Origin of the sequence: Intrasporangium zincisolvens (assembly GCF_034724055.1) — a bacterium.
Taxonomy (GTDB): Bacteria; Actinomycetota; Actinomycetes; order Actinomycetales; family Dermatophilaceae; genus Monashia; species Monashia zincisolvens.
In genome coordinates, this window is sequence record NZ_JAWIIL010000004.1 from 351,883 (window position 1) to 371,453 (window position 19,571).

A 19,571-nucleotide genomic window follows, 5' to 3' on the forward strand; every position below is an offset into this window, starting at 1 on the left:
CATCGTGCCCAACGTCCAGCCCCGGATCCCGACACCAGAGGGTGTCGCGCCACGAACCCTCGGCACGGGAGATCCTGCCGGCCGGCGCCCGCGTCTCGCTCTCGCGCTGCTGGTGTCCGCGCAGTTCGTCGTCATGCTCGACACGTCGATCGTCAACGTCGCGCTGCCCTCCATCCAGTCGCAGCTCGGCCTGTCGCCGACGGGCATCACCTGGGTCGTGAACGCGTACGTCCTCGCCTTCGGCGGGCTGCTGCTGCTCTCCGGCCGCGTCGCGGACCTGTTCGGCCGGCGCCGCATGTTCGTCGTCGGGTCGGCGCTGTTCACCGTCGGGACCCTGGTCTCTGCCGCCTCCGCCGGGCCGGCGGTGCTGGTGGGCGGCCGGGTCCTGCAGGGTGTCGGCGCCGCGGCACTCAGCCCTGCCGCGATGTCCTTGCTCCTGCTGGCCTTCCCGGCCGGCGCGCGTGCACGAGCCATGGGCCTGTGGGGTGCCGCCTCCACGCTCGGCGGGGCGACGGGGGTCATGGCGGGCGGACTGCTCGTCGGATGGTTCGGTTGGTCATCCGTCTTCTACGTGACGGTCCCCGTGTCCCTCGCGGCGGTCGTCCTGGCCCACCGGTCGCTGCCCGAGAGCGCACGTGGCGCTCGCCGCCCCTTCGACTGGTACGGGTCGGCGACCATCACCGGCGCCGTCCTCGCGATGGTGCATGCGGCCCTGGCTCTGCCCGAGCACGGACTGGTCTCGGTGCCCACGCTCGCCGGGGCGGCAGCGTCGGCGGTCCTGCTCCGGCTCTTCGTGGTCATCGAGCGCCGGACACCGGACCCGCTCCTGCCACTGGAGCTGTTCGGGTCCCGGCGCCTGGACGTCGGCGTGGTCCTCGCGGTCCTCGGCGGGGGCGCCCGGGCGTCCACGTTCGTGCTCGTGGCCCTCTACCTGCAACAGCTGCTGGCGATGGCGCCGCAGCAGGCGGGGCTCGCGATGGTCCCCACGTCGCTGGCAGGGTTCGCCGTGTCGCTGACCCTCCTGCCCCGGATGCTGCGCCGGTTCGGTGCACGACGCACCCTGGTGGTGGGGATGGTGGTCCTGGCAGCGGGGCACCTCTGGCTGGGGCACGCCCCACTGGCAGCGGGCTACGCGACCGCGGTGCTGCCGGGGCTGCTGCTGGTGGCCACCGGCGTGGCGCTCAGCTTCACCCCCACGACGATGGTGCTCGCATCGGCCGTGCCGGCAGCCCACACCGGGCTCGCGTCCGGGCTGGCCGGGTCGGCGACGCAGGTCGGGGCCGCCCTCGGCATCGCCGCCTTCACGGGCGTCGGGCTTGCTGCCACGAGCGCAGATGCCGGTGCGATGTCGGCCGCAGGCTTCTCCGCCGCGTTCACGGCGGCCGCCGCGGTCTCCCTGACGACGGCACTCGTCGGTCTGCTCCTCGCGATCGTGCCGGGCAGCAGCCTGAGCGTCGCTCCCCCGGCCGGGCCCGGTTCTGCGCTCGAGATGGCGAGGCGAGAAGCATGAACGCCACGTCCCCCCGGCCCGCCCGCGGAAGAACTCCTTCGGTCGGCCTCGTGGTGGCCGGGTCGTTCGCGACGGGTGCCGTCGTGGCACTCATCCTGGTCCTCGCCCCGGTCGTCCCCGCCCAGGAGCCACGCATGGCCGGCGCCGTCCTTGTCGGGTTCGCGGTCGGATGGGCGATGGTGGCAGGCCTGACGACCCGGTTCACCGACCAGGCCCAGCCGTGGGCACTGGTGCCGGCCGGGTTCATGGGCGTGGGTGGGGTGCTGCTGATGGCGTTCGGCCGTGCCGTGAGCCCGGTGCTCGACTGGGTCTGGCCGCCGGTGCTGCTCGCGATGGTCGTCTGGATGGCGGTCCAGGTGCGGCGACACCTGCGTGGCCCGAGTCGCCGTTGGCTGCTCTTTCCCGTGCTCGGTGTCCTGGCGCTGGCCTCGGTCGGCGGCGGCTTCCAGACGGTCGGGGCGGCACTCGCCGCCGGCGCCCACCCCGTGCCCGGCCGGCTGGTCGACGTCGGCGGGCACCGGTTGCACCTGAGCTGCTCCGGCAGCGGCAGCCCCACCGTCGTCATCCAGCCCGGTGGCGGCGAGATGTCGTCGAACTGGGCGTGGATCGTGCCGGCCGTCGCCCGCACCACGCGTGTGTGCATCTACGACCGACCCGGCCGAGGCTGGAGCGACCCGGCCGACGCGCCGCAGGACGGAGCGGCCCTCGCCGCCGAGCTCCATGCCCTGCTGCAGCGTGCGGGCGTCCGGGCGCCCTACGTGCTGGCGGGCCACTCCTTCGGGGGTCTCTACACGTTGGCCTTCGCCGCTGCCCATCCCGACGAGGTGACCGGCATGGTGCTCGTGGACTCCACCGCACCTGCGTGGCGGCCGGGCGCCGCCCCTTCCGCTCCGACCGCGAACGGCTCCTACGACCTGCTGGCCCGGCTCTCGGCGCTCGCTGCGGCCTCGTCGCGAGTCGGCATCACCCGCCTGTACGCCGAGACCGAGGGCGCCTCCCTTCCTCCGCGAGCCCGTGACGAGGTGCGTGCCAGCATGGGCCGCCCGGACACGCTGCAGAGCACGATCGACGAGTACGCCCAGGCGGGTCGCTCGGCCCAGCAGGCGACCGCCCTGACGACCTTCGCCGGCAAGCCTCTCGCCGTCCTGACCGCCGGGACCGGAAGCGCCCCCGACTGGTTCGGCAAGCAGGACCGCCTGGCCGGCCTGTCCACCAACGTCCAGCACCGCGTCGTCGCCGGCGCCACCCATGAGGCGCTGGTCGCCGACGAGGCCCATGCGGCGAGGACCACGGATGCGATCCTCGAGGTCGTGTCGGCAGCGCGCAGCGGCGCACCGCTGTCGCCCTGAATCTTGACTCAGCCGAAGTCGACCCGCGCCAGCTCGGTGCGCGACGTGATGCCGAGCTTGGTGAAGACGTTGCGCAGGTGGAAGGCGACGGTGCGAGGGGACACCCAGCACTGCGCGGCGACGTCCTTGTTCGACAGGCCCGACCCGACCAGCTCAGCGACCTTGCGCTCCATCGGCGTCAGGTCGAGCAGGGTGGAGGGGTCGCGCCTGCGAGCGGTCTCACCCGAGGCGCGCAGCTCCTGCTCGGCCCGGGCGAGGAGTGGACCGGCGTCGAGGTCGGCGAACGTGGCCATCGCGGAGCGCAGGTACGCGCGCGCGTCCACGCGTCGGTTGGTCCGCCGGAGGAGCTCGCCGTACGCGAGCTCGGCCCGAGCCCGCGCGTAGGGCCGCGAGGCCCGACCGTAGTGATCGAGAGCCCTCTCGAAGCCCTCCGAGGCCGCCTCGGCGTCCGTCGCGGCCACGGCGCGCGCGAACGCGACGTCGGCCAGGGCCGACGGGAGTCCGGACGCGGACGCGAAAGCGCGCAGGTCCGCGACGGTTCCGCCGTCGGCCCGGTCGCGCCCTCCGGCCCGAGCCGCCGCGTCGATGCGGTCGACCGCCGCGAGGCGCTGCAGGGCGGGAACACGGAACGCGTCGAAGTGGTGCAGCGCGGCAGCAGCGTCGCCCGCCGCGGCCGCCCGGGTTCCCTTGGCCCAGTGGGTCAGGTCGTGCACGGGGTCGGTCATGACGCCCAGCGGGTGCCGCGCCACGACGGCGTCGAGCTCGGCCAGCCGTGCGTCGACGTCGCCGCGCCCGGTCAGCGCTGCCAGCAGGGCCAGCCACGCCAATGGGGCGGCGGTGAGGCCCGGCTGGCCGACGCTGCGGGCCAGGGTGAGGGCCTCGTCGGCGCAGGCGCGCACGCCGGTCCACTCCCCCAGCGGCAGCAAGGCGAAGGCGAGCCGCTGCAGGCCGTAGATCACCACCATGCCCGCGCCCAGCTCGCGCGCCGCCCCGACCATCGCGGCGTAGTAGAAGCGGGCGCCGACGTCGTCGCCGAGGTGCCGCGCGGCGTTCCCCAGGTTGCCCAGGACGTCGAGGTCGTCCAGCTCCCGGCCTGCCTCCAGCGCCCGGGCGAGGGTGCTGGTGGCCAGCGCCCAGTCGCCCTCGCCCGAGGCGGTCAGCGCTCCGAGCAGCAGCCGCAGGCAGGCACTGCGAGCCGAGCCGTGGCCCGTGGGCGTCAGCAGTCGGGTGAGCACCTCCGGCGGCAGGGTGGCACCGCTGTCGCCTCCGTAGGCTCTGGTCATGGCTGCGGCCACGGCCATCTCCAGAGACCGCCCCTCGTCATGGTCGCAGACGGCTCGGGCGGCGACGGTGAAGATGCGGTGCGCGTCGGGTGCCGAACCGACGTAGATCTCGATGCGTGCCCGCAGGCGGTCGATGTCGGCGCGCAGCAGCGGGTCGGACGCCGTCTCACGGGATGCGGCTGCCAGCGCCCGAGCGCGCACCGCGAGTCCGGCCGACCACGCGGTGCGCGCGGCTGCGAAGAGCCGAGCCGACCGCTGCTCCTCGCGGGCCGTGAGGGCGGCAGAGCGCTCGTACGCGTCGGCCGCGGACCGCTGGGCACCTCGCTGCTCGGCCCGGGCTGCCACTCTCGAGAGGGCGTCGGCGACACCCGCGTCCAGCCCCTCTACCGCGGCCGCCCGGTGCCATGTCGCACGGTCCTCGTCGTGTCCGTCGAGGGCGTGGGCCAGCGCCCGATGTGCCTGGCGCCGTTCGAAGCTCGTGGCCGCCTGGTAGACCGCCGAGCGCACCAGGGGGTGGCGGACGGCGACCGTCTCGCCGCTCACGGTGAGCAGGCCCGAGCGCTCGGCGTCCACCCAGGCTCCCTCCTGCGCACCCAGGTCGCCGGCAGCGCGCCGCACGGTGCCCACGAGGCCGGTGGCGTCCGCCGCCGCGACGAGGAGCAGCGTCTGCACCTGCTCGCTGAGGCGTCGGGACCTGTCGAGGAAGGCCCGCTCGACGCCCGCCGTCAAGGCGAACTGCGGCGGGAGGGGCACCGAGCCATGCAGCTGCGCCTGGCTCAGCTCGCCGGGCAGCTCGAGCAGCGCGAGAGGGTTGCCGCGGGTCTCCCCCACGAGTCGGTCGGCCACCTCGTCGGGCAGCGGGTCGCCACCGTTCTCGCCGAGAAGCCGTCGGGCGTCAGCAGGGTCGAGGCCCACGAGCTCGAGGACGGGCAGTCCGTGCGCGGAGAAGTCCTGGCCGCCGGACCCGCCCGTGCGGGCCGCGAAGACCATGACGACGGGGTCGGCCGACAGCTGACGTGCCGTGAACAGCAGGGCGTTCGCGGATGCCGGGTCGAGCCACTGCGCGTCGTCCACGACGCACACGACGGGCCGTTCGGGTTCCGCCTGCTCCGTGAGCAACGACAGCGTCGCGACCCCCACCAGGAAAGGCTCGACCGCCGGCCCGTCCTCGAGGCCGAAGGCCACACGCAGAGCCCGCGCCTGTGGGCCGGGAAGCCGGTCGAGATCGAGGACGGGGCGCAGCAGGCGGTACAGCGCGGCATAGGGCAGCGGGGACTCCGACTCGATCCCAGCCGTTCGTAGCACTCGTGGGAAACCGCTGGACTCGCTGGGCTCGCCGGGCTCGCCACCGTCGAAGAAGGTGGTGAGATCGCGCAGCAGGGCGGTCTTGCCGACGCCGGGCTCGCCCAGCACCACCAGTGCCCCCGACGTGCCGGCCCGCGCCTCGTCCACGAGTGACGCAAGCTGTGCGCGTTCGCGGTCACGCCCATGCAGCACACGCCGACGGTACCGCCGCGGCCGGACCGTCGGAGCGACTCCCGGCGCATTGGGCTGGCCCGGCTACAGCCCGAGCATGACGGCGTTGCGGACCGCATCGTTGACGGCGTGCGCCAGGGCCGGTGCGGCGAGGTTGCGGTGGCGACGCCACGCGAACGAGAGCGGCACCCCGAGAGCGATGTGCACGACGACGAGCTCGGCGACGAGGAGCGGGAACGGCAGCGGAAGGTCGGACGAGACCGGGAGGTGCCACAGCCCCCACAGGGCCGAGACGAGCACGGCCGACCACCAGCCGCGGTGCTCGCCGTCGTGGTGCACGTGCGCGTCGACGGCTCCGCGGAAGGCCACCTCCTCCATCAGGAACGTGGCCGGGAAGTAGAGCGCGACGTACGTGGCCAGGGCTGCGAGCGCCTCCGTCGTCGGGAGTGGCGCCCCGGTCACCACGTGGATGGTGCCGTACACCGCCACCATGCCGCCGGCCCCGATGGCGATGGGCAGGGCGGCGCCGCGGAGCGTGGCCAGCAGCGTGGTCGCGCGCAGCGAGAAGGCCGCCGCGACGGCACCGGCCATGGCCGCGAGGTACCACCCTGACGACGCGAGCTGACCTGACATCAGGGCCCGGACCGCGAAGTAGCCGGGGACGACCGCCAGCAGCGCCGCAACGACGACGCCCCGCCTGCTCAGCGCGAACCGCGTCGTGCCGGCGGCGTACAGCTCGCGCAACGGCCGACGGCGGACCAGCAGCTGGAAACCCGCGGTGAGCGGGATCCCCAGGAGCAGGTACGCGTTGTCGTCGAGCCTGAGCGCGTACCCTGCGGCGACCCAGACGCCCACGAACGCCACCACCTCGGCGGCTCGGCGTCGACGCGACGGCACTGGGCGTTCAGCGGAGAGGCGCAGGGGAAGGGCCCGAGAGCGGGTGTGGGAGGTCATGGCCTGTCTCCGATTCCTGGTGTGGTGTCGCGAGGGTCGTTCACTCGTCGAAGGGGGCGATGGCGATGGCTGCGGTGAAGGCGCCGTAGCGGCGCAGGAGCATGGCCCGGCCCTGCGGGACCCGGGCCGCCTCGTCGGCCCACAGGGCGGTGAAGGACGCCTTGAACCCCTCCCGCGGGTGCGCGCCCACGGCGTTCTCGAGGATCGTGCGCGGAAGGTCCCAGCTGCGCAGCCCGACGACGTCGACCCCGGCGCCGGCGGCGAGCAGGTGTGCGACCGGACCCGCCTCGAGAGGGACGCGCGGGCTGTGGTGCATCGTGATGGCCGTCAACAGGGTGTCGGTGCCGGCGGTCGAGAGGCCGACCTGCTCGGCGACGTCCCGCGCGACCCGGGCCGAGACGAGCGTGAAGTCCTCACGACCTCGAGGCAGGGTCAGCCCCACGTCGTGGAGCAGGGCGGCAGCGCAGAGCAGCTCGGCGTCGACGTCCAGGCCGTCGACCTCGGCGAGGGCGCGGCCGAAGACGTACGTCCGACGGCTGTGGTTGAGCAGGGTCCCCGGCAGCACCCGCGTGGCAGCGTCGAGGGCCCTACGGGTGAGTGCCGAGTCGGGCGGGAGCAGGCGCTCGGGTGACACATACGCGTGCTTACCGGGGTTGACGCGGGCCAGCATGCCGAGCCGGCCGACCAGGTTGCCCGCGTGCACCCGGGCCAGGTCGATCACCATCCCGCGCCGCTCGCGGCGCTGCAGGCGCCCGCCGGTGCGACGCGTCCACTCGTAATCCCCGAGGGTCCCGATGGTCCCGATGCGGTCGAACGAGCTCATGTCCATTCCCCTTCCGGGCCCGGGTCGACCGGCCCTCCCTGATGCCCGGGACCCGGGCTCACGTCCTCGTACGGCCCTTCGAGGATCCCGCCGGGCCGACGTCGATCACCCCGGTCAGATGGCCGGGTCGTGCGCTGGGTCAGGCGCCGGCGACCGGTTCACGGAACCCGGTCATGTGACCGGGGCGAGAAGCGTCCGCCGACGCGACGGTGGATGGCGTGGCCGACCGCTCCAGGACGGCCGGGAAAGGCAGAACCGCCATGAGCACCACGACCGCTTCGACACCCGTTGTCTCCCACGACCGCGCGCCGTCCACCGGACCGCTCGGTCGCATCGTCTTCGGCTCCATGGCCTTCGGGATCCTTGCCGCCGCCATCTCGACCCTGGTCGTCCTGCCCAGCGCACCGGAGGCGGTCGTGACCGGCGGCGCGCTCATCGCGTTCGCCTCCGGGTGGGCCGTGCTCGCTTGGGCTTCAACGCGTTTCACGAGCCGGCCACAGCGCTGGGCAAACGTCCCGGCCGCCGTCCTGGGTGCCACGGGTGTCGTGCTCGTGGCGACCGATCCCGGTGACCCGACCCTCACGCGGCTCGGCCTGGTGTGGGCTCCCGCGCTCGTCGGCCTGGCTCTCTGGGTCGGCCACCGTGCCCGCCGCGGCCTACCCGATCGTCGCGGCCTACCCGTGCTCGGCGCCGTCGGGGTGATGCTCATCGCAGGCCTCGGTGGGGCGTTCCAGGCCGCGGCGAGCGACCCTTTCGAGGCTGCAGGCCCGATGCCCGGGAGGCTCGTCGACGTCGGCGGCTACCGGCTGCACATCTCGTGCCGGGGCACGGGCTCACCCACCGTCGTCCTGCTCAACGGGCTCGGTGAGACCTCGCCCGAGTGGGCACGCGTCGCCCCGGCGGTCGCGTCACAGGCCCGCGTCTGCGTCTACGACCGTGCAGGGCAGGGCTGGAGCGAGGACTCCCCCAGGCCCGCCGACGCGACGAGCACCGCAGGCGACCTGCACCGGCTGCTGGCCGCCGCCGGCGAGCACGGACCGTACGTCCTCGCCGGCCACTCAAGCGGCGGGGTCTACGCCCTCACCTATGCCCACCTCCACCGCCCGGAGGTCGCCGGCATCGTGCTGCTCGACAGCGCCAGCCCGCGGCAGGCCGAGCTCATCCCGTCCTTCGAGGGCGAGTACCAGGTGATGCGGCGGGCCCTCGCCATCGCGCCGGCGCTGTTCCGCCTCGGCGCCGGCCGCCTCCTCGCGAGCGCCGCGACGCCGACCCTCCCGGGAGGCGCCGGCGCCCAGGCGTCATCCTTCTCCGACAGCCCCCGGGGGATGCGCAGCATGCGGGCCGAGCAGCTCGCCCTGCCGACCGCGTTCGCCCAGGCACGGGCCACGACCACCCTCGGCGACCTCCCGCTCGTCGTCCTCACGGCCAAGCCCAACGTCGACGGCAAGCCCGGCTGGGGCTCGGCCCAGGACGAGCTCGCGTCGCTGTCGACCAACTCCCGGCACACCATCGCCGACCTCGACCACGCGGCCTACCTCGACGACCCGGCGGGCGCGGCCCTGTCGGTCGGCGCGATCAGCGACGTCCTCCGCGCAGCCCGTGACCACACACCAGTCACCCATCGCTAGACACCCTCGCCGGCCCGACCCATCCCTTCCCTCCAGATACGGAGAGCGCCATGACCGCACCACTGCACCGCGCGCGACGGATCGCCACCTCGGCGACCCTGGCCCTGCTGACGCTCGCCGGCCTCGCGGCCGGCGGGGTGGCCACGACGCTCTCGCAGACCAGCAGCGCCGCCCGGCAGCCCGACGCGGGTCCGCTGCCGCCCGCTCGGCCGTCGTCGGGCGGGCCGCTGGTGGCAGCCGTGGCGCTGGGTGCGTCCGGCACCGTCGGGAGCGACGCCCTCGCGCCCTACGAGGTGTTCGCCGGCTCGCCACGCTTCTCCGTGTACACGGTCGCCGCGACGAGGCGCCCCGCGCGGGTCGAGGGCGGCCCGTCGATCATTCCCGCATTCACCTTCGACGACACCCGCAGCGGCCGGGCACCGCGTCCGGACGTCGTCGTCGTGCCGGCCGTCTCCGACCCCGACGGGGAGTCGGAGGCCCCGATGCGTACGTGGGTGGCCGAGCAGGCCCACCAGGGTGCACTCGTTCTCGGGGTCTGCGCCGGCTCCCGGCTCCTTGCCGCGACCGGTCTGCTCGACGGGCGGACCGCCACCAGTCACTGGTCGCGGATGGCTTCCCTGCGCAGGAGCCGCCCCCAGGTCCACTGGGTCGACGGGAAACGCTACGTCCAGGACGGTGCGATCACCACCACGGCAGGCATCACCTCCGGCATCCCCGGCGCTCTGCGCGTCATGACCGACCTGGCCGGAGCCGAGGAGGCAGCCCGCGTGGGTGCCGCCATGGGCTACCCCGACTGGTCCGTCGATGGTCCGGTCGACATCCCGGTCCAGTCCTTCGGCGCCGGTGACTGGCCCATAGGGCTGAACGTGCTGCTGCCGTGGGGGCGTCCCGTGCTCGGCGTCGCACTGGCGGACGGCATGGGCGAGATCGACATCGCCAGCGCGTTCGAGGTCTTCGACGTCTCGTACGCCGCCCGTCCCGTCGCGATCAGCGAGACCGGAGTCGTCACGACCCGGCACGGCATGGTGCTGGTGACCGACACCGTCGAGCAGGGTCCGCGGCCCGACCGCCTGGCCGCACCCGGGGCTCGCGGCACCGGCCAGCTCGGCTCGGGCCTCGAGAGGTGGGCGGCCCGCAACGACGTCCCCGTCGACGCGCTGCACCGGCCCGGACGGGTCGGCTTCGACGGCGCGCTGGAGTACCTCGCCGCCGCGGAAGGCCGGGCCACCGCCGTATCGGCGGCCAAGATGGTCGACTACCCCACCGCGCACCTGAGCCTGGTCGGCCGCGGCGGCCCGTCGCGGGTGGCCGCCCTGGCCGGGTTGGCCCTGGCGCTGGCCGCGGCCGCCGCTGCCACGCCGACGCTGGCGGCGCGACTCCGCCGCCGACCCTCGAGACGGGAGTGAGGCGTCCGACAGGTGCTGGTCTTGACCTGAGGTACTGCGATGTCGCAGTATTGAAGTACTGCGACATCGCACTACCGACAGTCTTCCGAGACGCGTGAAGGGAGTGGCCCCATGCCAACCACTCAGTCAACCGTCGTCACACCGCTGCCGGCCCCAGGGCCTGCCGAGGGGCCACGCCTGCTCCGGTCCCTCACCTGGGCAATGGCCCGGCTGGCGAGGTGGCGCCTGCTGCTCGGCAGCGGCGCCGTCTTCGTCGCCTTCGCAGCCGTGTTCTTCGCGTCGTCGGCGCCATTCGCCATCCCCCGCGTCGAGACGACGTGCGGCCAGGCACCGCCCGACGTGCGGTTCACCTCGAGCGCGGCGGACATCATGCGCTTCCTCGATGCCTGCGGACCCGTCGGTCGGGAGGCGTACCGACACCTCCAGGTGGCAGACCTGCTCTACCCGGCCGTGTTCGGGTTCTTCATGGCGACATGCCTCGCCCTCGTCGTCTCGCGGCTCGCCCCCGCGCGCCCTGGCCTTCTCGTCGTTGCCGCCCTCCCACTCCTCGGCGCCGCGTTCGACTACCTCGAGAACATCTGCGCATGGCTGGCCATGACGGCCTATCCGGTTGCGGCGGCGACGAACTCGCTCCTCGGGCTGGCCTCTGCCGCCAAGAACATCACCTTCTGGACGGCAGGGGTACTGCTGCTCGCAGCGCTGGGCATGCGGGGCGCCGCCGGCGTCATCCGCGCGCGCCGCCCGCCGCGTGCAGACGCGAACGCAGGCCCGACGGGCGGAGGTCGCCGATGACCCGTCGCGAGAGGTCGGAACCGACCGAGGACGCCGGGCACGAGGCCGGGACGCCCGTGTTGGCGGCCGGCCTGGGCAACGTCCTGTTCGACGTCTGGCTGGTGTCTCGGGCCGCGACCGCCCTGATCGACGCCGCGGTCAAGCCGGCGGGACTCGACGCGGACGAGTTCGCGATCTACTCGGTTTTGGCGTCGGCGCCCGGCCTGACGCCGACCGAGCTGGCTCGCTGGATGGCGGCACCACCGACCACCGTGTCTAGCTACATCAAGCGGTTCGAACGCCGCGGCCACGTACGGAGGGCTGCCCATCCTGAAGACCGCCGCTCCTACCGCGTGCACCTGACGGCAGCAGGTGCGGCGGCCCACCAGGCCGCGGGCGAGCGGTTCCTGCCGAGGCTGCAGGAGGTCACCCGCCTCCTCGGCCGCGGCGGGCCGGACACGCATCGACGGCTGCGAGTCCTGCACGAGGCTCTCGCCACCCTGAACGAGAGCGGCGAACGGCAGATTTGACCAGTTAGGTGAGGCTGACCAAAACTTCGAGCTGGTCAACTGATCGTCGAAGGAGCTGTCGTGGGACTTGGCCGCACCATGGTGCTGGGTTTCATCGCGGGCGCCACCATCCTGCTGGGCCTGCCCATCGGTCGGCTGCGTCGCCCCGCGCCCACCCTGCGGGCGGTGCTCAACGCGACCGCCGTCGGCGTGCTGCTCTTCCTCGTGTGGGACGTGCTGTCCCACGCCTGGGAGCCGATCGACGCCGCACTCGGGGCGTTGCACGACGGTGGCGGCAGCATGTCCACCGTGCTCGGCTACGGGGTGCTCTTCGTCGGTGGACTGGCCGTGGGCCTGCTCTCCCTGGTGGCCTACGAGGGGTGGATCGGCCGGCTCACGGCCCGGGCTCGCCTGACACCGTCGGCCGATGCCGTCGCGGGCCTGCGGGTCGAGGACGCCGAGAGGCGGCCGACCGGGATCGCATCGTGGTCCGTGGCTCGGCGGCTGGCGCTGCTCATCGCGGTCGGCATCGGGCTGCACAACTTCGCCGAAGGCCTGGCCATCGGCCAGTCGGCGGCTCGGGGCGAGATCGCCCTCGCCACCTTGCTCGTCATCGGCTTCGCCCTGCACAACGCCACCGAGGGCTTCGGCATCACGGCGCCACTGGCAGGAGATCTGGGGCCTGACGGCGCTCCTCGGCGCCCGTCGTGGGCCTTCCTGCTGGGCCTCGGCCTGATCGGCGGCGGGCCGACGTTCGTCGGCGCGGCGGTCGGTCACGGGTACACCAGCGAGCCGCTCAGCGTCGTGTTCCTGACCCTCGCCGCCGGCTCCATCCTCTACGTCGTCACGCAGCTGCTCGGGGTGGCCGCACGCGCCAAGCGTCCCGACCTGCTCGCCTACGGCCTGCTGCTGGGCATGGTCGCCGGGTTCGCCACCGACGCGATCGTCACGGCCGGCGGCGCCTGAACGCGGCCTCCCGCTCTGCCGATCCTCAGCGGCGACGCGGCAGGTAACGGTGCTCGGGGCGTCCCGTCGCGCCGTAGGACAGGTCGAGGTCGACGAGCTGCTTCTTGACCAGGGTGGCGAGATATCGCTGCGCCGTCGGGCGGCTCGCCCCGAGGATCTGGGCCACCTCGGCGGCCCCGACGGGCGCGGGGGCGCTGGTGACGATCTCGAGGACGCGGGCCATCGTCGGCTGCAGCCCGCGGACCGTGGCGGCCCGACGCGGTGGCGTGCCACGGAGCGTGTAGAGGGCGTCGACGAGGTCCTGGTCGAGGTCGTCCGGGCCGGCAGGAGACCGGTGCAGCCGCTCGCTCCAGGCGCGGTAGGCCTCGAGCTGCTCGCGCAGCGCGGCGAAGCTGAACGGCTTGACGAGGTAGTAGAACGCGCCGAGCTGCATCGCGGTGCGGACCGACTCGAGGTCGCGGGCCGCCGTGACGAGGACGAAGTCCGGTACGGGCCGGCCGCTCGCGGCCAGGCGGCGCACGAGGTCGAGGCCGGTGAAGTCAGGCAGGTACATGTCGAGCAGGACGAGGTCCGGCTCGACCTCGCCGACGAGCCGCTCGGCCTCGGCGCCGGTGTGGGCCTCCCCCACGACGCGGAAACCCTCGACCTTTCCCACGGCCAGGGCGTGCGCGTGCGCCACGTGGTAGTCGTCGTCGACGACGAGGACGCTGATCACGTCGCTCCCTCCCGCACCCGGACCGGCAGGCTGACCTCGAAGCGCGCGCCGCCCGGCGAGGATGCCGCGATCGTCCCGCCCGCTCGCGTCACGAGCCGGTGCACGAGGGCGAGGCCGACGCCTCGGCGCATGGCCCCGCGCGGGTCCTTCGTCGAGTACCCGTCGACGAAGACGTCCTCGAGCCGGTCGGCCGGGATGCCGGGTCCCGAGTCGGTGACGCCCAGGTGCAGGACGCCGTCACGGCACAGGATGCGCACCGTGACCTCACCGCGCGGGTGCCGCCCTAGCGAGGCGGGGTCGTCGGCGACGGCGTCGACGGCGTTGTCGACGAGGTTGCCGAGCACCGTCGTCACGGGCAGCCCGTCGACGTCGTGGGCCTCGACGCGGCTCGCGGGGTCCAGCCGCACAGTGACGTCGCGCTCGGCGGCCACGGTCGTCTTGGCGAGCAGGAGGGCGGCGACGACCGGGGCCGCGACGCGCGAGCGGATCTCCTCGCTGGCCAGGGAGGTCTCCTGCCAGAGCTGCTGGCTGTAGCGGGTCGCCTCCTCCACCTCGCCCATCTCGAGCAGGACCGACAGCACGTGCAGCCGGTTGGAGAACTCGTGCTCCTGGGCGCGCAGTGCCGTCGTGAGCCCTTCGACGGAGTCGAGCTGGCGCAGCAGGCCCTCGAGCTCGGTCCGGTCCCGGATCGTCACGACCCAACCGGCACGCCGCCCCCCGACGACGACGGGCATCCGGTTGAGCACGAGCAGGTGCTCGTCGGTGACGGCGACGAGGTCGGTCCCCTCGACGTCGCCCGTCACGACGTTGCGCAGACGCCCCGGCGGCACGACCTCCTCGAGGGGCTGGCCCAGTCGGGCGGCCTCGAGGCCGAGGAGCCGGCGCGCCTCGTCGTTGAGCACGTTGATCGCGCCGTCGGCGTCGATGCCGAGCACCCCCTCGCGGATGCCGTGCAGCATCGCCTCGCGCTCCTGCACGAGGGCGACGATCTCGGCCGGTTCGACGCCGAAGGTGACCCGCTTGATGGCGCGCGCGAGCAGCAGCGACGCGATGACCCCGAGGCCCAGCGCGACGAGGCTGTAGAGGGCGATGTCGGCCACCTCCGCCGACACCTTGACCCCCACCTCCGACTCGAGGATGCCGACGGACACCTCCCCGATCGGGCGCCCGGACGCGTCGAGGATCGGCGCGCGCGAGTTGGCCGACCGTCCGAGGCTGCCCTCGTCGACGCCGGTGTGCACCTTCCCGTCGAGGGCCACGACGGGCTCCTCGACGCGCTGCCCGATGAGGGCCGGGTTCGGGTGGGAGTACCGCAGGCCGTCGCGGTCGATGATGACGACGTAGGAGGCCTGGGTGGCCGAGCGGATGTGCTCGGCGAGCTGCGGCAGCACACGTGCCGGATCGCCCTGCTCGACGGCCGTGGCCACCGCCGGGATGCGCCCGACCGTGACGGCCACGCTGGTCGCCTGGTCGATGGCGTGCGCGTCCGCGGCCTGGCCGGTGAGCCGCGTGAAGAAGCCGAAACCCACCGCCATCGTCACGACCACGATGCCGAGCACGGCGATGAGGATGCGCGACGCCAGCGTCCGGGCCCACCTCGGCATGGCTCTCCTCACGTCATCGGGACGCGATCAAGCATGGCTGAGCAGAACGCACAAAACCACAGACAACGCGACTATCACGACCAAGGCGCACAAGGCTTCAGGCCCGGGGCCGCCCACTCCTACGGTGACGCAACTCAACGAGGAGAAAGGGTTTCGGCCCATGGCCGCCATCGAGCTACGCAACGTCACCAAGACCTTCCCCACGAGCGGGGGCGGCACCTACACCGCGATCAAGGACCTGAGCCTGACCGTCGAGGACGGCCAGTTCTGCGCCGTCGTCGGACCCACCGGCTGCGGCAAGTCCACCACCCTCACCCTGGTCTCCGGACTGGAGCGCCCCACTCGGGGCGAGGCCTTCGTCCACGGCGCACCCGTCGACGGCATCGACACGAGCACAGGCTTCGTCTTCCAGCAGGACGCCGTCTTCCCGTGGCGGTCGGTCCTCGACAACGTCGCCTCCGGACCGCTCTACCGCGGCCGGTCCCGGGCGGAGGCCACCGGGCTGGCCCGGGACTGGCTGCGCCGCGTCGGGCTCTCGGGCTTCGAGGACCGCTACCCGCACCAGCTCTCCGGCGGCATGCGCAAGCGCGTCGCCCTGGCCCAGACGCTCGTCAACCAGCCGCGGATCCTGCTCATGGACGAGCCGTTCAGCGCGCTCGACGTGCAGACCCGGGCAATCATGTCGACCGAGCTGCTGCACCTGTGGGACCAGACGCGTCCGGCCGTCGTCTTCGTGACGCACGACCTCGAGGAGGCGATCGCCCTCGCGGACAAGGTCGTCGTCATCACCGCCGGTCCGGGCACCGTCAAGGCCGAGTTCGAGATCGACCTGCCGCGACCGCGCGTCGTCCAGGAGATCCGGCTCGACCCGCGCTTCACGCGCCTCTACACCGAGATCTGGGAGGCGCTCCGCGCCGAGGTCGAGGAGGCCTACGCGCGCACGACGCGTCTGGCGGAGGTGGCGTCGTGATCGACACGACCGCGGACCGTCCCGCCCCCGCCACCGACCAGCCGACCCCGCCGCAGGCGCGGAGGACCACGCCCGACGCGGCCGACGTGGCCGTCGCCACCGACGAGCCCCGCACCGACCCGCGCGTGGCGGTGCGACGCCGACGCGCGCGTCTCGCGGCCGTCCGTCTCGGCATCGTCGTCGTCCTCCTCGGCGCCTGGCAGCTGTGCGTCCACGCCGGGGTCGTCGACCCGTTCTTCTGGGGCGAGCCGACCGGCGTCTGGAGCACCCTCGTCGACTGGGTCACCGTCGGCACGCCGCAGGGCTCGCTCGGCGCCCAGATCGTCGTGACCCTCGAGGAGGCCGTGCTCGGCTTCATCATCGGCTCGGTGCTCGGCGTCGTCTTCGGCATCGCCCTCGGCCGCATCCGGATCCTCTCGGAGATCTTCGCCCCGTTCCTCAAGGCCGCCAACTCGATCCCGCGCATCATCCTCGGCTCGATCTTCACCGTCGCGTTCGGTTTCGGGATCCAGTCGAAGGTCATCCTCGCCGTCGTCCTCGTCTTCTTCGGCGTGTTCTTCAACGCCTTCCAAGGCAGCCGCGAGGTCGACCGCAACCTCGTGGCCAACGCCCGGCTGCTGGGTGCCTCGAGGTGGCGAGTGACCCGTGACGTCGTCCTGCCGTCCGCGTTCACGTGGATCCTCGCGAGCCTGCACATCAGCTTCGGCTTCGCCCTCATCGGGGCGCTCGTCGGGGAGATCCTCGGCGCGAACGAGGGGCTGGGACTGCTCATCCGGTCCTCGCAGAACAACTTCGACATGAACGGCGTGCTCGCCGGCATGGTGCTCGTCGCCGCCATCGCCCTGACCGCAGAGGGGCTCATCACCCTCCTCGAGCGCCGCCTGCTGCGGTGGCGTCCTCCGCAGACGCACGGAGGAGGCGCGCACGAGTAGCCGCCCACGCCTGCACCTCCAGCACCAGACCTGACCTTCACCACGACTCAAAGGAGAGTTCCCTTGAACACCAAGCGATTCGGCGCCCTCGGCGCCGCCCTGCTCGCCGCCTCGACGATGGCTGCCTGCGCCAACAGCGCGTCCGGCGCCACGGGCGCTGCCGGCTCGGTCGACGCCAACGCCCCCACCGTGACCATCATGGTCGGTGGCATGAGCAAGCAGATCTACCTGCCGTTCATGCTGGCCAAGCAGCTGGGCTACTACGCCAAGGCCGGCGTCAACGTCAACCTCGTCGACGAGCCCGCCGGCGGCGACGCGACCCAGAACATGCTCGCCGGCCAGGTCCAGGGCGTCGGCGGGTTCTACGACCACAACATCGCCCTCCAGGCCCAGGGCAAGTCGTCCGAGGCGGTCGTCTCGATGCTCCAGATCCCGGGCGAGGTCGAGCTGTGCCGCAGCGACCTCAAGGGCACCATCAAGAGCCCCGCCGACTTCAAGGGCCAGGCTCTCGGCATCACCGACACCGGCTCGTCGACGGACTTCCTGACGCAGTACCTCAGCAAGAAGAACGGCGTCGACCCGACGCAGGAGACCCGCCGTGGTGTCGGCGCCGGCCAGACCTTCATCGCCGCGATGAAGCAGAAGACCATCGCCTGCGGCATGACGACCGAGCCGACGGTCAGCAAGGCCCTCTCGGACGGCACGGCGTTCATCCTCCTCGACATGCGCACCGCGGCCGGGTCCAAGGCCGCGCTCGGCGGCACCTACCCGGCCACCTCCCTCTACATGCCGACCGAATGGGTCAACAACAACAAGGGCACGGTGCAGAAGCTCGTCAACGCCTACGTCGCGACGCTGACGTGGATCCAGGCGCACGACGGCGCCGCCATCGCCGACAAGATGCCGGCCGACTACTACAAGGGCGTCGGCAAGGACGCCTACGTCGCCGCGCTCAACAGCGAGAAGGGCATCTTCAACCCGACCGGCCTCATGCCGGCCGACGGGCCGCAGACCTGCCTCGCGGTCCTGGGCGAGTTCAACCCGAAGGTCCAGGGCAAGTCGATCGACCTGTCCAAGACCTTCACGAACGAGTTCGTCACGGCCGCGACCCCGCTGAGCTGACACCTGCCCGTCGAGAGGCCACGCCCCTCGGGCCTCGAGGCCATGACACCCGGTCGCCCGCTGGTTCGGGCGACCGGGTTGTCGTGCGGGGTCGACGGGCACTGTCCGACTACTAGAGGCTCGAGGAGCGGTCTGACTCGCACGCTCCTACCGCTGACGGCAAGGTCGTCGAGCGGCGATGTGGCGCTGGTGTCCGCGCCCCGGCGGCATCCAGGGTATGAGCGCCTTCTTCTCCTGGTCCTGCGAGTCCTCTCGCGGTTCACGCTCTTGCCGGGAGGACGTTCATCGGGCCACGAATGCGAGGTAACGGTTGCCGCACGGTGCTGCGTACCTGGACGATGCTCGGCGCGCTCGCCTCTAGCCTGACTCGGCAGGAGAGGGGTTGTGATGGGAACGGCTCAAGCGGCGGGCTGGAAGGCCCTGCAGGTTGCTCTCGTGTGCGCGGTAGTGGCCGCCGCGGGCTACGTGGTGCTGCTGACTGTCGTCGGCTTCGCCATGCAGGAACCAGACATCATGATGACCATCAAGAACAACAGCGGTCGGCCGTTGCTGGTTGAACGTCTCGCCGAACCACGCCCCGGCGCCGACCGTCAAAGCGTGCTCGTACGGCGTCGTGGGGCATGGGAGATCAACCGCCAGTGCGAGCACGATCGCCTGGTGGCCCGCGACCTGCAGGGCGCGGTCGTCGCCAGCCGCGACAGCGCCTGCGGCTCGGACACCTGGATCATCTCAGGGCAGGGCCTGCAGACCGCGCCCCGCTACCAAGGCGCACCGGCATCAGCTGACCGCATCGAGGTACGGCTCTTCTTCCCGGCTGACCTGCCCGATCAGACGTTGACCGCGTGGTGGCGCGCCCTACCAGCGACTCTCGAGCGGGCCAGCGCTGCCGGTCAACCGGCCGGGACGAGCGTGCACGGCCCGTTCCTCGAGGACGAAGCCCTGGTGCTGTACCTCCAAGGCTTGGACGCCGCCACCGTCGTCGAGTTCGCACAGGCACAGGTACTCCGCCCTTCACCCGGGCGGGTGTACGCCTACGTCAGCGCGCCGGGCAAGCCCGCGCCCCAAAGAGGAACGGCTGTACCCCTCGAGCCCGTGACGGTGCCCACCACCACCGCTCGCTGATGAGAGCGACCAAACCCGGTGCCTGAACCGACTCCGGCCGTCACCGGCCCTGCCGCCCGAGCAAGGTGGCAATTGGGCACGGCGTCTGTCAGGCGGCGGTGTGGGGCGCCCTCTTGATGGCCCTGCGCGAGCCTCACGTCCCCGCCGATCGACGCCCGAATGGCCGCGGTAGCGTCAAGCTCACAGCGATTGCTCGATCGCCGCGCGGGTCAAGGCGATGGCGGGGGATCAGGACTTCTTGCGCAGGCGGTGCCGCCCGTGATCGCCAGCGTCGCGGCACTCACCGTCCACGTTGGACATCGAGTGCGTTGTGCCCTGCTGACGGAACGCGCCAACATGGGATGACTCAACGGCGGCGCGGTGAGGGCCTGCAGTCCGAGAACTGTCGAGTCGAGACAACGTTCTGACACCTGACACGCGGCGAATGGACG

16 protein-coding genes are annotated in these 19,571 nt (G+C 72.6%); 11 read left to right on the forward strand and 5 right to left on the reverse strand.

The genetic code is table 11. The features are described from left to right. Nucleotides 1-4 precede the first annotated feature (4 nt). Nucleotides 5-1,510: an MFS transporter gene (locus RY076_RS13920; protein WP_323099069.1), complete on the forward strand. Its 1,506-nt coding sequence runs from the start codon at nt 5-7 to the stop codon at nt 1,508-1,510. Nucleotides 1,511-1,593: 83 nt separating this feature from the next. Next, nucleotides 1,594-2,859 (forward strand): alpha/beta hydrolase, encoded by a 1,266-nt coding sequence (locus RY076_RS13925; RefSeq protein ID WP_323099070.1) that lies wholly within the window; start codon nt 1,594-1,596, stop codon nt 2,857-2,859. An 8-nt stretch (nt 2,860-2,867) separates the two neighbouring features. On the opposite strand, the gene RY076_RS13930 is transcribed toward RY076_RS13925, so the two are convergent. From RY076_RS13930 to RY076_RS13940, 3 genes are all read right to left on the reverse strand, one after another. Then, nucleotides 2,868-5,639 (reverse strand): AAA family ATPase, encoded by a 2,772-nt coding sequence (locus RY076_RS13930; protein ID WP_323099071.1) that lies wholly within the window; start codon nt 5,637-5,639, stop codon nt 2,868-2,870. Nucleotides 5,640-5,702: 63 nt separating this feature from the next. Then, a complete protein-coding gene (locus RY076_RS13935; protein WP_323099072.1) occupies nt 5,703-6,473 on the reverse strand; it encodes a CPBP family intramembrane glutamic endopeptidase in 771 nt (256 codons plus the stop codon). A gap of 139 nt (nt 6,474-6,612) precedes the next feature. Beyond that, nucleotides 6,613-7,395 carry an HD domain-containing protein gene (locus RY076_RS13940; protein ID WP_323099073.1) on the reverse strand — a complete coding sequence of 261 codons (783 nt, stop codon included), beginning with the start codon at nt 7,393-7,395 and terminating at the stop codon, nt 6,613-6,615. Nucleotides 7,396-7,655: 260 nt separating this feature from the next. Here RY076_RS13940 and RY076_RS13945 point away from each other — a divergent pair, with 260 nt between their 5' ends. From RY076_RS13945 to RY076_RS13965, 5 genes are all read left to right on the forward strand, one after another. Next, entirely contained in the window at nt 7,656-9,023 is a 1,368-nt protein-coding gene (locus tag RY076_RS13945; protein ID WP_323099075.1) for an alpha/beta fold hydrolase, read from the forward strand. Between the two features lie 50 nt (nt 9,024-9,073). Beyond that, nucleotides 9,074-10,429 (forward strand): DJ-1/PfpI family protein, encoded by a 1,356-nt coding sequence (locus RY076_RS13950; RefSeq protein WP_323099076.1) that lies wholly within the window; start codon nt 9,074-9,076, stop codon nt 10,427-10,429. Between the two features lie 111 nt (nt 10,430-10,540). Then, nucleotides 10,541-11,221 (forward strand): hypothetical protein, encoded by a 681-nt coding sequence (locus RY076_RS13955; protein ID WP_323099077.1) that lies wholly within the window; start codon nt 10,541-10,543, stop codon nt 11,219-11,221. Next, nucleotides 11,218-11,730 (forward strand): MarR family winged helix-turn-helix transcriptional regulator, encoded by a 513-nt coding sequence (locus RY076_RS13960; protein WP_323099078.1) that lies wholly within the window; start codon nt 11,218-11,220, stop codon nt 11,728-11,730. Before RY076_RS13955 ends, RY076_RS13960 begins: the two co-directional genes overlap by 4 nt. Nucleotides 11,731-11,790: 60 nt before the next feature. Continuing rightward, nucleotides 11,791-12,675 carry a ZIP family metal transporter gene (locus tag RY076_RS13965; RefSeq protein ID WP_323099080.1) on the forward strand — a complete coding sequence of 295 codons (885 nt, stop codon included), beginning with the start codon at nt 11,791-11,793 and terminating at the stop codon, nt 12,673-12,675. Between the two features lie 25 nt (nt 12,676-12,700). On the opposite strand, the gene RY076_RS13970 is transcribed toward RY076_RS13965, so the two are convergent. Both RY076_RS13970 and RY076_RS13975 read right to left on the reverse strand, forming a co-directional pair. Continuing rightward, nucleotides 12,701-13,390, reverse strand: coding sequence for a response regulator (locus tag RY076_RS13970; protein ID WP_323099082.1), 690 nt, complete (start codon nt 13,388-13,390; stop codon nt 12,701-12,703). After that, entirely contained in the window at nt 13,387-14,994 is a 1,608-nt protein-coding gene (locus RY076_RS13975) for a sensor histidine kinase (protein ID WP_323099083.1), read from the reverse strand. Before RY076_RS13975 ends, RY076_RS13970 begins: the two co-directional genes overlap by 4 nt. 160 nt (nt 14,995-15,154) lie before the next feature. On the opposite strand from RY076_RS13975, the gene RY076_RS13980 reads away from it, so the two are divergent. From RY076_RS13980 to RY076_RS13995, 4 genes are all read left to right on the forward strand, one after another. Continuing rightward, complete coding sequence (locus tag RY076_RS13980) at nt 15,155-15,964, forward strand: ABC transporter ATP-binding protein (protein ID WP_323099085.1); 810 nt, start codon at nt 15,155-15,157, stop codon at nt 15,962-15,964. Continuing rightward, nucleotides 15,961-16,896, forward strand: coding sequence for an ABC transporter permease (locus tag RY076_RS13985; RefSeq protein WP_323099087.1), 936 nt, complete (start codon nt 15,961-15,963; stop codon nt 16,894-16,896). The genes RY076_RS13980 and RY076_RS13985 overlap by 4 nt, the downstream gene beginning before the upstream one ends. 63 nt (nt 16,897-16,959) lie before the next feature. Next, nucleotides 16,960-18,018 carry an ABC transporter substrate-binding protein gene (locus tag RY076_RS13990; RefSeq protein WP_323099089.1) on the forward strand — a complete coding sequence of 353 codons (1,059 nt, stop codon included), beginning with the start codon at nt 16,960-16,962 and terminating at the stop codon, nt 18,016-18,018. Nucleotides 18,019-18,405: 387 nt separating this feature from the next. After that, complete coding sequence (locus tag RY076_RS13995) at nt 18,406-19,140, forward strand: hypothetical protein (protein ID WP_323099092.1); 735 nt, start codon at nt 18,406-18,408, stop codon at nt 19,138-19,140. Nucleotides 19,141-19,571 lie beyond the last annotated feature (431 nt).

What these genes read in the sequence shown, in the direction of transcription:
- RY076_RS13945 (WP_323099075.1), top strand. Translation starts at nt 7,656, where the DNA reads ATGAGCACCACGACCGCTTCGACACCCGTTGTCTCCCACGACCGCGCG.
- RY076_RS13960 (WP_323099078.1), top strand. Translation starts at nt 11,218, where the DNA reads ATGACCCGTCGCGAGAGGTCGGAACCGACCGAGGACGCCGGGCACGAG.
- RY076_RS13995 (WP_323099092.1), top strand. Translation starts at nt 18,406, where the DNA reads ATGGGAACGGCTCAAGCGGCGGGCTGGAAGGCCCTGCAGGTTGCTCTC.
- RY076_RS13975 (WP_323099083.1), bottom strand. Translation starts at nt 14,994, where the DNA reads ATGCCGAGGTGGGCCCGGACGCTGGCGTCGCGCATCCTCATCGCCGTG.
- RY076_RS13940 (WP_323099073.1), bottom strand. Translation starts at nt 7,395, where the DNA reads ATGAGCTCGTTCGACCGCATCGGGACCATCGGGACCCTCGGGGATTAC.
- RY076_RS13980 (WP_323099085.1), top strand. Translation starts at nt 15,155, where the DNA reads ATGGCCGCCATCGAGCTACGCAACGTCACCAAGACCTTCCCCACGAGC.
- RY076_RS13950 (WP_323099076.1), top strand. Translation starts at nt 9,074, where the DNA reads ATGACCGCACCACTGCACCGCGCGCGACGGATCGCCACCTCGGCGACC.
- RY076_RS13955 (WP_323099077.1), top strand. Translation starts at nt 10,541, where the DNA reads ATGCCAACCACTCAGTCAACCGTCGTCACACCGCTGCCGGCCCCAGGG.